11 protein-coding genes and 1 riboswitch are annotated in these 12047 nt (G+C 70.2%); of the genes, 7 read left to right on the top strand and 4 right to left on the bottom strand.

The genetic code is table 11. The features are described 5' to 3' along the window. Window positions 1-15 precede the first annotated feature (15 nt). Window positions 16-129: riboswitch (SAM riboswitch) on the bottom strand. Window positions 130-312: 183 nt separating this feature from the next. After that, entirely contained in the window at window positions 313-969 is a 657-nt protein-coding gene (locus FOH10_RS29330; protein ID WP_143983100.1) for a biliverdin-producing heme oxygenase, read from the top strand. Between the two features lie 13 nt (window positions 970-982). Here FOH10_RS29330 and FOH10_RS29325 read toward each other — a convergent pair whose 3' ends face one another. Next, window positions 983-1447: a flavin reductase family protein gene (locus FOH10_RS29325; RefSeq protein ID WP_081592176.1), complete on the bottom strand. Its 465-nt coding sequence runs from the start codon at window positions 1445-1447 to the stop codon at window positions 983-985. A 188-nt stretch (window positions 1448-1635) separates the two neighbouring features. Next, a complete protein-coding gene (locus FOH10_RS29320) occupies window positions 1636-2109 on the bottom strand; it encodes a YbaK/EbsC family protein (protein WP_143983099.1) in 474 nt (157 codons plus the stop codon). A 136-nt stretch (window positions 2110-2245) separates the two neighbouring features. On the opposite strand from FOH10_RS29320, the gene FOH10_RS29315 reads away from it, so the two are divergent. Then, window positions 2246-3067, top strand: coding sequence for a crotonase/enoyl-CoA hydratase family protein (locus FOH10_RS29315; RefSeq protein WP_143983098.1), 822 nt, complete (start codon window positions 2246-2248; stop codon window positions 3065-3067). Window positions 3068-3203: 136 nt separating this feature from the next. Here FOH10_RS29315 and ppa read toward each other — a convergent pair whose 3' ends face one another. Next, complete coding sequence (gene ppa / locus FOH10_RS29310) at window positions 3204-3695, bottom strand: inorganic diphosphatase (protein WP_143983097.1); 492 nt, start codon at window positions 3693-3695, stop codon at window positions 3204-3206. Window positions 3696-3846: 151 nt separating this feature from the next. On the opposite strand from ppa, the gene dacB reads away from it, so the two are divergent. The 5 genes from dacB (at window position 3847) to FOH10_RS29285 (ending at window position 9399) form a co-directional block, all read left to right on the top strand. Beyond that, the gene (dacB, locus tag FOH10_RS29305; protein ID WP_244961422.1) at window positions 3847-5307 is read left to right on the top strand and encodes a D-alanyl-D-alanine carboxypeptidase/D-alanyl-D-alanine endopeptidase; all 1461 of its coding nucleotides are present in this window, start codon (window positions 3847-3849) and stop codon (window positions 5305-5307) included. 13 nt (window positions 5308-5320) lie between these two features. Then, a complete protein-coding gene (locus tag FOH10_RS29300; protein WP_143983096.1) occupies window positions 5321-6466 on the top strand; it encodes a zinc-dependent metalloprotease in 1146 nt (381 codons plus the stop codon). A gap of 79 nt (window positions 6467-6545) precedes the next feature. Then, on the top strand, window positions 6546-7532 hold the full coding sequence (gene tilS / locus FOH10_RS29295; RefSeq protein ID WP_143983095.1) for a tRNA lysidine(34) synthetase TilS: 987 nt from the start codon (window positions 6546-6548) through the stop codon (window positions 7530-7532). Window positions 7533-7568: 36 nt separating this feature from the next. Next, window positions 7569-8126: a hypoxanthine phosphoribosyltransferase gene (gene hpt, locus FOH10_RS29290; RefSeq protein ID WP_029925166.1), complete on the top strand. Its 558-nt coding sequence runs from the start codon at window positions 7569-7571 to the stop codon at window positions 8124-8126. Window positions 8127-8505: 379 nt separating this feature from the next. Next, window positions 8506-9399, top strand: a complete 894-nt coding sequence (locus FOH10_RS29285; protein ID WP_143983094.1) for a LysR family transcriptional regulator — start codon at window positions 8506-8508, stop codon at window positions 9397-9399. A gap of 227 nt (window positions 9400-9626) precedes the next feature. Here the strand turns inward: FOH10_RS29285 and FOH10_RS36165 are convergent, their stop codons facing one another. Then, the gene (locus FOH10_RS36165) at window positions 9627-11927 is read right to left on the bottom strand and encodes an amidase (RefSeq protein ID WP_308212895.1); all 2301 of its coding nucleotides are present in this window, start codon (window positions 11925-11927) and stop codon (window positions 9627-9629) included. Window positions 11928-12047 lie beyond the last annotated feature (120 nt).

The raw sequence follows: 12047 nt of genomic DNA, 5'->3' as shown, positions 1-12047 counted from the left end.
TCGTGAGGTGATCGGAGTCCGCGCTTGCCGTGTTCGTATGAATCACGGCCCGGTCGTCACCCGGAGCACCCCACCGCGGAGGAGGGTTGCCGACCAGCTAGCCGGGGCTTAGCGCTGGTACTCATGACCTGATTGCAGAGGTTGGCAGACGGGCGCGGAACTTGTCAACCCCGCGCCGAGAATCATCCGAAAGTTGGATCGGGTGGGCCGCAAAGTAGGAACCGGGGGTTCGCCGGGGCCGGTAATCTCGACTGTGAAGTTAGGGTAGCCAAAGTATGGGCGGCCCGGGATCGACACCGAGGGAGCACGACCATGCTGGACACCGCGACGCCGTTCTCGACCCTGATCCGCACCGCGACCGAGCGGCAGCACACCGAGGCCGAACACTCCTCGTTCATGCGCGACATGCTCACCGGCACCCTCGGCGTGCGGGCGTTCTACCGCTACACCGCCCAGCTGTGGTTCGTCTACGACGCCCTGGAACGGCATTCCGCCGACCTCGCCGCCGACCCCGTCGCCGGACCGTTCGTTCGCCCGGAACTCGCCCGCCTCGCCGCCCTGGAAACCGACCTCGCCCATCTCGGCGGCCCGGACTGGCGAGCCGACCTGCGCCCCCTGCCCTCGACCCGCACCTACGCCGACCGCATCGCCGAATGCGCCCGGGACTGGTCGGCCGGATACGTCGTTCACCACTACACCCGCTACCTGGGCGACCTCTCTGGCGGCCAGGTCATTCGCGGCACCGCCGAAAAGCTGTGGGACCTGCCCAAGAAGGGCGACGGCGTGCGCTTCTACGTCTTCGACCGGATCGGCAACCCGGCCGCCTTCAAACGCGAATACCGCGAACTCCTCGACGCCCTGCCCATCGGCGGCGACGACACCGAGCGCGTACTCGACGAAGCCCGCCGCGCCTTCGCCATGAACACCGACATGTTCGGGGAACTGGCCGAGGAATTCGCCCGCGACTGACCGGCGGCCTGAGTCAGCGCAGGGGTTCGGGGCGGTGGTAGCCGCCGTTGTAGTAGAGCAGGGGGGCGGCGCTGGGTTCTTCCTCGGCGTCGTCGTGGACGCGGGTGACCAGGCCGACGACCAGGGTGTGGTCGCCGATGGGGATGAGGCGGTGGATGGCGGCGCGGACCCAGATGGGGGTGCCGTGCAGGACCGGTTCGCCGGTGTCGAGGGTGGTCCACAGGGAGCGGTCGGTGAAGCGCTGGGCGGCGGCGCGGCTGAAGCGCTGGGCGATGTGGCGCTGGTGTTCGCCGAGGAAGTGCACGACCACGGATTCGGCGTGCAGCAGGGCGTCGATGCTGGAGGAGGTCTCGGCGATATTGAAGGTGATCAGGGGCGGGTCCAGCGATACCGAGGCGAATGAGGTGGCGGTGAAGCCGACCGGTCCGTTGTCGGACATGAGCGTGACGACCGTGACGCCCGCCGGATAGTGACGCATGGCGGCGCGGTACTGGTGAGCTGCGATACCGCTCAGATCATCGGGGACCCGTAGCTCGGATGGAGAATCGGTCACATAGGCAAGGTACGCCCCGAGCGCCCGAGGTATTCCGGTTGCGCTCGAGTCGAACGGAACATCGATCGCGCGCGGGGACGACCGAGCCGAGCCGGAACGCGGGGCCGCCGGATTCAGTCGACGTCGATGGCCAGCCCCGCCGTGATCCGCACCAGTTCCCCGAATGTGGTGCGGAACAGCGTATTCGGATGCCCGCCCGCCGCCCACAGCTCCGGATGCCCGGCCAGAGCGTTGTCGATATAGGTGGGGAGATTGACGGGATGGCCGACCGGAGCCACCCCGCCGATCGGCTGGCCGGTGACCTCCCGCACCATGGGCGCGGGAGCCCGGGTCAGCGCGCCCTCCAGCCGCTTGCCGGTGCGATCCAGATGCACCTGGTGCGCGCCGGACACCAGCAGCAGCACCGGATCCTCGTCGAGCAGGAACACCAGCGATTTGGTGATGGCACCCACCGGCACCCCGAGCGATGCGGCGGCGGCCTGCGCGGTGTGGGTCGGTTCGGCCTGGGTGATGATCACGCCGTGATGGCCGCGCGCGATCAGCGTATCGGAGACCTTGGCAGCGACGGGCGGTAGGGACCTGCGCATGGCACCAGGGTAGAGCGGTTGCGGTGAATGTGCGGGGGGATCGGAAACGGTGCGGAAACCGGTGCGGCGCATCGGATTCAGCCCCGCCGCAATGCTGCCCTGTCGGCCCGCCGCCGCCCCCCGATACGCTGGGCGAATGACTGAATGGAAGGCTTTCACAGTCGAGAGCAAGGACCGGGTGGCCCAGGTCACCCTGACCGGACCCGGCAAGGGCAATGCCATGGGACCGGACTTCTGGCATGAGCTACCGCAGATCTTCGGTCAGCTGGACGCCGACCCGGAGGTGCGGGCCATCGTCCTCACCGGTTCCGGCAAGCACTTCTCCTACGGCCTGGACCTGCCCGCCATGAGCCCGCTGTTCGGTCCGCTGCTCGGCGAGCGCGCGTTGGCCGCGCCGCGCACCAACTTCATGAGGCACATCCGTGAGATGCAGGCCGCGGTGACCGCGGTCGCGGACTGCCGCAAGCCCGTCATCGCCGCCATCTCCGGTTGGTGCATCGGCGGTGGGCTCGATCTCATCGCCGCCGTGGATGTGCGGCTGGCCAGCGCCGAGGCCAAGTTCAGCCTGCGCGAGGCGAAGGTCGCCATCGTCGCCGACATCGGTTCGCTGCACCGCCTGCCCGGCATCATCGGGGAGGGCCACGTGCGCGAGCTGGCGCTCACCGGCAAGGACATCGACGCCGCCCGCGCCGAGAAGATCGGCTTGGTCAACGACGTGTACCCCGACCAGGACGCGGTGCTGGAGGCGGCACACGCCATGGCTCGCGAGATCGCCACCAATCCGCCGCTGGTGGTACAGGGCATCAAGGATGTGCTGGACCAGCCCAAGGCGGGCCGCGTGGCCGACGGCCTGCGCTACGTCTCCGCCTGGAACGCCGCCTTCCTGCCCTCGGAGGACCTCACCGAGGCCATCCAGTCGGTGTTCGAGAAGCGCGAGCCCGAATTCCGGGGCAGGTGATCGGCTGACCTGAGGAGCGAGACCGCCTGTCCGGCAGCTGGTCTCGGCCGGGAAAGTCGGCATCCGACGCGCGAAGCGGGTGGCACGGAATACCGTGCCACCCGCTTCGTCATGTCGGCGACGCCGAACCGGGACCTCAGTGGCCGCCCTGCTCCTTCAGGCGGGCGTACGCCTCGGTCACCAGCGACTCGGCCTTCTCGCGGCCCTCCCAGCCCTCGACCTTGACCCACTTGCCGGGCTCCAGGTCCTTGTAGCGCTCGAAGAAGTGCGCGATCTCCTTGCGCTGGAACTCCGGGATGTCCTCGACGTCCTGGATGTGATCCCAACGCTTGTCACCGGCGGGCACCGCCACGACCTTCTCGTCCCCGCCCGCCTCATCGCTCATGAGCAGCACGCCGACCGGACGGGCCTCCACGATGACGCCCGGGTACACCGGCTCGGGCAGCAGCACCATGCAATCGAGCGGATCGCCGTCGGAGCCGAGGGTGTCCTCGATGAAGCCGTAGTCGGCCGGGTACATCATCGGGGTGTACAGGTAGCGGTCCAGCTTCACGCGGCCGGTCTTGTGATCGACCTCGTACTTGTTCCGCTGACCCCGGGGGATCTCGATGGTGACGTCGAACTCCACGTCATCTCCTCTTTTCTGGTGCCTATGGCTGCCGACTCGCCAGCTCGTTCGAAGGAACGACTGCGCAACGAGGATAGTGTGGTGCGCGAGCGTGTGGGTGCGGCAGGGACGCCGGACGATCCCACCACTGGTACCAGGGAGACAGCGGCACGTGGTCGGTGCGGACAAGAAGAACATCGGTGGATTGGCCGCCAAGCGGCGTCGCAGAAACTGGATCATCGTGGCATCCGTGCTGGTCATGGTGCTGGTCGCGGTGACCTCGGTGGCGTTGATCCTGAAGCCGTGGACCGAGGAGTTCCGGCACGGGGGCTTGACCATCGCCGCCGCGCCCGCCCCCGCCACGGTGTCGCCGCGGGTGGCGCCCGCCCCCGCCGATGCGCCCGCACCCTCGAAGGCCGGTCTGGCGGCGGCGCTGGGGCCGGTGGTGAACAACCCCGACCTGGGTGTGTTCGCCGCGGTGGTCTCCGACGGCGATACCGGTGAGGTGCTGTTCAGCCTGGACCCGGACAAGCCGCAGATCCCGGCCTCCAATGCCAAGATCCTGCTGGCCGCCGCCGCACTGCTGGCGCTGCCGCAGGACCAGCGGGTGACGACCGAGGTGGTCACCGGGGCCGCGCCGAACGAACTGGTGCTGGTGGGCGGCGGCGATCCGACGCTGACCGCGCAGCCCGACGGCAAGGGCTACTACCAGGACGGGCCGAAGCTCTCGGATCTGGTGGCGCAGATCAGGGCGTCCGGGCGGACACCGGACACCATCGTGGTGGACACCTCCCGCTACACCGGGCCGAGCATGGCCCCGGGCTGGCTGACCGAGGACATCGCGGGCGGCTCCATCGCGCCCATCGACCCGGTCATGCTCGACGGCGGTCGCCTGGAACCGCTGCGCGCGTACTCGCCGCGCACCCCGACGCCCGCGCTGGACGCCGGGCGGCGGCTGGCCGTGGAATTGGGCCTGGATCCGGCGCGGGTCCGGCTGGGTACCGCTCCCGCCGGGGCGACGCGGGTCGCGGCCGTCCAGTCCGCGCCGCTGCGTGACCGGCTGCGGGACATGATGGTCGACTCCGACGATGTGCTGGCCGAGACCATCGCCCGTGAGATCGCCGCCGCCACCGGTGCGGAACAGTCCTTTACGGGTGCGGTGACCGGTCTCACCACCACCCTGCGCGCCGCCGGATTCGACCTGACCGGCGTCACCCTGGCCGACGGCGGCAGCGGACTCTCGGTCGACGACCGCATTCCGGCGAGGGTGCTCGACCGGATCATCACTGTCGCGACACTCCCGAACAGCGCGGGGAGCCAAGGCGATTCGAGTGTGCGGGGGGCGGCTTCGGTCACCGCCTCACCACTGTCGGCGCTGCTGGACTACCTGCCGGTGGCCGGTGCGACGGGGACGCTCACCGACCGCTACACGGTGCGCGATCGCGCCGGCGCGGGCTGGGTACGTGCCAAAACCGGAACTCTGGACGTGGCAAGCTCGTTGGTGGGGTATGTGCTGGATCGCGATGGGCGCGTACTCACCTTCGCGTTGATGTCGAACGAGCGGCTGCCGGGAGCGAGCCGCCCCGCGTTGGACGCCATCGCGGCAACACTGCGTAATTGTGGATGCTCCTGACGGGTGGATGACTATGACCGGACCCGAACACCATTCGGCCGATGCCGCCAACCCGGGTACCGGTGAGTCCCGTGCCCAACTGGTGATCGACCCGAAGACCGGGGAATTGAGCCGTAAATCCAAGCCGGGGCTGACCGGCGCCGTGGACTGGCAGCTGGCCGCCCGCACCGGAGCCCTGCTGGTCCCGGCCGGGCCGCGGACCACGCGGTACTCGGCGGAGCAGGCGGTGGCCGAACTGGCCGATGCCTCGGTGCGCGCCGAGGCGCCCGTGCGCGAGGTGAGCCGGCTGCAGGACGGTTCGGTGGTGCCCGCGGCGCGGGTCGTGGACCGGCCCGGTTGGATTCAGGCCGCCGCCGCCTCCATGGCGGCGCTCACCGGCAACGAGCCGGGCGCCGACGATCGCGGGCGGTTCGTCGGCAAGCCCGCCGGGGTGCAGGCCGGGGCCATGCTGGCCTTCCTGTCCACGGCGATCCTGGGACAGTACGACCCGTTCAGCGGGCCGAACGGCACGCTGCTGCTGGTCGCGCCCAACATCATGGGCGTGGAGCGGGCGCTCGGCGTTCCGGCCAGCGACTTCCGGCTGTGGGTGTGCCTGCACGAGGTCACGCACCGGGTGCAGTTCTCCTCCGCGCCCTGGCTGGCCGACTACATGAAGCGCAATGTGGAACTGCTCGGCGAGGTCGGCGACGAACCTCTCGCCGATGTGCTGGCCCGGCTGGTGGAGGCGGTGAAGGAGCGCCGCCGCGGTGTCGAGGACCCGTCGTCCGGCGGCGTCATCGGCCTGCTGCGCGCCACCCAGGCCGCACCGCAGCGCGAGGCGCTGGACCGGCTGCTCATGCTCGGCACCCTGCTCGAAGGCCACGCCGACCATGTCATGGATGCCGTCGGCCCCGCCGTGGTGCCCTCGGTGTCGCGCATCCGCTCGGCCTTCGATCAGCGTCGCCGCCGCCCCGGCAATCCGATCCAGCGGCTGCTGCGCGCCCTGCTCGGCATGGATGCCAAGGTGGCGCAGTACGTGCGTGGCAAGAAGTTCGTGGACGAGGTGGTCGGCATCGTCGGCATGGACGAGTTCAACGCGATCTGGACCGACGGTGACACCCTGCCGCGCACCGACGAGATCGGCGAACCGCGCCGGTGGGTGGATCGCGTCCTGGCGTGATCGCCCCCGACCGCACCCGAGCGCCGCGCGGAGCGGGCGCCGAGCTGGTGCGGTGATGCGGCGTGCGACCATCGGGGACATGAACCGTCCACGGCTGCCCGAGACGCCGGCGGCGTTGGAAATGCGCCGTGCGGTGCGGGATTGGCTGGGGGAGTACGCGGTCGACGGGGTGGTCGCGGTCGCGGTGTCGGGCGGGGCCGATTCGCTGGCGTTGACCGCCGCGGCGGTGGTCGAGGCCGATGCTGTCGACGCCTTGGTCGTGGATCACGGTTTGCAGGAGGGGTCGGCGCGGGTGGCGGCGGAGGCGGCCGCCGTGGCCATGCGGCTCGGATGCCGGTCGGCTCGGGTGCTGACGGTCGAGGTGTCCGGCGGCGGGGGGATGGAGGCGGCGGCGCGCCGGGCTCGGTACGCCGCGCTGGACGAGGCGCGGGGCGCGGCCCCGGTGCTGCTCGGGCACACCCTCGACGATCAGGCCGAAACCGTGCTGCTCGGGTTGGCGCGCGGGTCGGGGGCGCGGTCCATCCAGGGCATGGCGGCCTTCGCCGAGCCGTGGGGACGGCCGCTGCTGGGGGTGCGGCGGGAGGTGACCCGGCGGCTGTGCGCGGAGCTGGGGCTGACCCCGCACGAGGATCCGCACAACAGTTCCCCGGAGTTCACCCGGGTGCGGCTGCGCACCGAGGTGCTGCCGCTGCTGGAGGAGGTGCTCGGCGGCGGGGTGGCGACCGCACTGGCCAGAACAGCGGCTCAGCTTCGTGAGGACGGCACGGCCCTGGACGGTATAGCCGAGAAGTTGCTGGCCTCCGCGCGCAATGGCGAGGGTCTGTCGGTCGAGACGCTCGCCACTGCTCCGCCCGCGCTGCGGCGGCGGGCGATCCGGGCATGGTTGCTCGACGGTGGCGCGAAAGCGTTGACCGACAAGCATTTACGCGCGGTCGACGCGCTGGTCACGGATTGGCACGGGCAGGGGGCGATCGCGGTCGGCGGCGGAGTCGCCGGGACCAGGTTGGTTGCCGGGCGCGAGCATGGCAGGCTGATACTGAGCTTGGCCGAATACGAGCCCAGGTGATTCGGGATACACATCACTGAAGGGAAACCAGCGCACGTGTACGGGGATGACATCGCGTCGGTGCTGATCAGCGAGGAAGAGATCGCGGCCAAGGTCGACGAACTGGCCGATCTCGTAGCCAAGCGTTATCCGGCCGACGCCCCGGAGGGCGATCTGCTGCTGGTGGGCGTGCTCAAGGGTGCGATCTTCTTCATGACCGATCTGGCCAAGAAACTCTCCATCCCGACCCAGATGGAGTTCATGGCGGTCTCGTCCTACGGTTCCTCGACCTCGTCCTCGGGTGTCGTGCGGATCATGAAGGACCTGGACAAGGACATCGCCGGGCGCAATGTGCTGATCGTCGAGGACATCATCGACTCCGGCCTGACGCTGTCCTGGCTGCTGCGCAACCTCTCCAGCCGCAATCCCGCCTCGCTGGAGGTGGTGACGCTGCTGCGCAAGCCCGACGCGCTGCGCACCCAGGTGGACGTCATGCATGTGGGCTTCGACATTCCGAACGAGTTCGTGGTCGGCTACGGCCTGGACTACGCCGAGCGCTACCGCGATCTGCCCTACATCGGCACCCTGCATCCGAAGGTGTACGGCGGAGCCTGATCCGACCCCCCTCGTCCTGGGGTCTGTCCGAATTGCTTCCGGCGGGCGGCTTTCAGCCGACTGTGAGGAAAATCACCGACTCTCTTCGGTGGCCGATCGACCTGGGAGAGTCGGTTGTTGCTGCCGTGTGTGGGTGGCCGCCCGCCGCCCGGTCGGCGGCGGGGCGTGGTCTGAATTACTGCTGGTCGATTGACCTTATAGATCTTGGTCGGCCGACCACTTCGGCGGTCGCCGGGCGTTCGCGGAGGCGGTTACCGCGCGGTTCGCCACGCGTCATATGCTGTCTGTAACAAACCTGATGGCTGTTTTCGTCGTGGATTTCAAACTCCGGGGTTGAATACGGCTGGAAATCCAAGACCGATTCTGATAGCAAGGGGCTATGGACCCGCATTTGCGCGACCTGCGGTATTTCGTCGCTGTCGCTGAGGAACTGCACTTCACCAACGCCGCCCAGCGGCTGCACATCGCGCAGCCCACCCTGTCACGGCAGATCCGTCAGCTCGAACGCCAGCTCGACGTGGTCCTGTTCGACCGCAACCAGCGCAGCGTCGCCCTGACCGTGGCGGGCAAGGAACTGCTCGAGGGCGCACGCAAGATCCTCGAACTCTGGGAGGTCACCAACGTGGCGCTCCAGGAGGCGGGCGAGGTGCTGCGCGTCGGCATCCAGTCCTCCATCGGGCGCGGCCTGATCACCGACCTGGAGTCCGCCAGCGGCCACCGACTGGCCCTGCACTCGGCGTCCTGGACCGACCCCTCCAGCGGTCTCGCCGGCCGCCAGGCCGATCTGGCGCTGATGTGGCTGCCCGTCCCCGACACCGCCCGCTACCGCTGGCAGGTGCTGCGCACCGAGCCGCGCTGGGTGCTGCTGCCGGAGAATCACGCCCTCGCCAACCGCGAGACCATCGAGTTCGCCGACCTGCTCGACGAGCCGTTCATCGCCATGCCCGCCGAAGCCGGCGCCGCCCGCGAGTTCTGGCTCGGCGCGGACGCCCGCGGCGGCCGCCAGGCCCGCATCGGCGCGGAGGCCGCCACCGCCGAGGAGCGGCTCGAAGCCGTCAGCCTGGGACTCGGTGTCTGCCTGCTCGCCGAGAACAACGTCCCCATGTACCGCTGGCCCGGCCTCACCGCCCGCCCGGTCAACGGCCTGCCCCCGTGCGAACTCGCGGTGGCCTGGCGCGCCGACGACGACCGCCCCACCATCCTCGAATTCGCCACCCGCGTCCTCGAGGGCGGCTTCCATGTCCGCCTCCCCGCGACTTCAGCGCCCAGCTGAGAGCCGTAGACGGTGAGCACGCGTGCCTGCGTCCGACGGCGCGCCGATTTCGGGCGTGCCCGACGAGTTACCCCGAACGTCACCAGATCAGTGGTCTCGTCTCGATCGAGTTCGGGGCGGTGCGGCGGCAGCGGGTCGGAGGCACTGCCGCCGGACGAACGCGTGAGCCTTCCAGTGGTGCGACGCGGATTCGCTCAGTAGCTGGAATCCGACCCGCTGTGTCGGAGTCAGCGAGCCGTGCGACGCCAGGGGTGGGCCGATTCGAGTTGTCCCGCCAGGCGCAGCAGGGTGGCCTCGCTGCCCGGTTGGCCGATCAGCTGGGCCGCCACCGGGGTGCCGGTGCGGGGGTGGATGCCCATCGGGATGCTGAGGGCGGGCCAGCCGACCAGGTTCCACAGCGGCGTGAACGGCGAATAGCGCACATTGGCAACGACATTGGCCAGCCACGGGAGTTTGTGCCAGCGGCGGGCGCGTGGCGGCGCGGTCGCCAGGGTCGGGGTGATGACCACGTCGTAGCGTTCGAAGTGGTCGAGCAGCCGGGCCTCGATGCGATCCACCTGGGCGGGGCGCAGCAGCCCCGAGCGCAGCGCCAGCTTGCCCAGCGCGATGTGAGCGCGGGTGCGTGCTTGCAGGCGGTCCGGATACGCGACGGTCGCGGCCTCGCGGGCGGCATTGGCCACCCAGCGCAGCATGAGTGCGAAAGTCGCGCCCTGGTACGGCAATTCCGCCGATTCGACATGATGGCCCGCCGTCGCGGCGGCGGAGGCGGCCTTGCGGGCGGCGGCGTCCCAGTGCCGGTCCACGCGGCCCAGCGGCAGCGGGGGCGCGGTGGCCAGGCCGATCCGCAACGACGGCGGCGACTCCAGGTCGGCCAGGTCCGGACGGTCGGCGAGCACCGAGAGCATGAGCGCGGCATCGGCGACAGTCGTGGCCAGCACGCCGTTCTCGGTCATCCCGCCCCATGAGTCCACGCCGATCTCGGCGGGCACCAGCCCGCGCCCCGGCTTGATCCCCACCACACCGCAGCAGGCCGCCGGAATCCGCACCGAGCCGAGTCCGTCGTTGCCGTGCGCGACCGCCACCATGCCGGAACCCACCGCCGCGCCCGACCCGCCGGACGAACCGCCCGCGCTGAACTTGGGGTTCCAGGGATTGCACGTGACACCCGCGGGTGAATCGGTGGTGCCCCACAGGCCGAACTCCGGAACAGCGGTGAGGCCGACGACCACCGCGCCGGCCGACCGTAGTCGCCGCACCACCGGATGATCGGTCTCGGCCGCCCGATCCGGGCCCGCCAGCGACCCGGCCCGGGTCACCTCCCCGGCGACATCGACATTGTTCTTCACCGCGACCGGCACCCCGGCCAGCGGCAGCACATCCAGATCCGCCCGCTCGGCCACCGCCCGCGCCTCCGCCCGCACCGCCTCGGCCCGAACCACGCTGAACGCGTTCATATTCCGATCCCGGGCCTGGATGCGCGCCAACGCCTCCTCCACCAGCAGCAGCGGCGACAACACCCCGTCCCGCACCGCTGCGGCCATTGCTCCCGCGGTGCTGGTGTCGACTCGCGCCGTGCCGGGCGTGCTCGTGCTTGTCGCGGCGGGGGTCCTGACCGCTGCGGCCGTCGATCCTGTGTTGCTGGTTTCGACTGGCGTGGTGCCGGGCGTGCTCGTGCTCGTCGCGGCGGGGATCTTGTCCGCCGCGGCCGCGAACGTCTGGCTTGCGTCAGCTCGCGAGGCTGCGGCGTTTGCCGTGTCGGCCGAGGCGTCGGCGCGAGCCGTGCCGACGGCGCTGCGGTCATCGCGTGCGGTCCCGCGCGCGCCGACCTCGGTGTGGAAGGCGTGTGCGTCGGTTGCCGTACTCGGGTCGTCTTCCGTGCGTGGCGTGCTGTCCGCACTCACTTCGGTCCGGTGGGCGCTGGCGTCGGCCTGTGCGGTGGTGTCGAGCTGTGCCGTGGCGGGCGCACTCGTGTGCGACGCGGCCGGTACCCCGCCGACAGGATCCGTGACGGCCGGGCTCATATCGCCCTGTGCCGTGGCCGCGCCCGCCGCCGTACCGGTCGGGGTGTCGGCGTGTGCTGTGTCAGCCGCGTTGTCGTCACCGCGTGGCGAGCGGTCCGCACCCACCTCGTTCCGGTCGGCGCGTGCATCGGCCGGTGCGGTGGTGTCGAGCTGTGCGGTGGTGTCGGGCTGTGCCGTGGTGGCTGCGTCGCGGTCGGCTCCCGCCGTGTCACGTGCGCCGATGGCGCTGGTGTCGGCGCTGGTGTCGGCGGCGGCGTCGGTCGTTGCTCGGGCGGTCGGGGGTGGTGTGCTCGGCGCGGGGTCGTCGGTGTCGTCCGCCGGGGTGTTCGCGGCCACGGGTTTCTCCTGACCGGGCGTGGCGGGGGACGGCGGGGTGGACCGGTTCGGGGTGGTGTGCTCGGCGGTTGCCGGGGTGGTGGGATTCGGGGCCGGGGCGGGGTCGCGCCCGGGGGCGGGTTCGGGCCGGTGGGTCGGGGTGGCTTCCGGCCGGTCGGAATCGGTTTCCACAGGTGAGATGCCGTCCGCTAGCGCAGTGCCCTCGTTGTACATGCTGGTGTTCCCCCGTCGCCTGGTCGTCGAAATCGGGTGATCCGCTGTGCAGCCGCAAGTTATCATTTCCGGCAGTTG

This window comes from Nocardia otitidiscaviarum, assembly GCF_007362295.1.
Taxonomy (GTDB): domain Bacteria; phylum Actinomycetota; class Actinomycetes; order Mycobacteriales; family Mycobacteriaceae; genus Nocardia; species Nocardia otitidiscaviarum.
The sequence above is the reverse complement of the archived record's forward strand: the minus strand, read 5'-3'. Positions and strand labels throughout refer to the sequence as shown.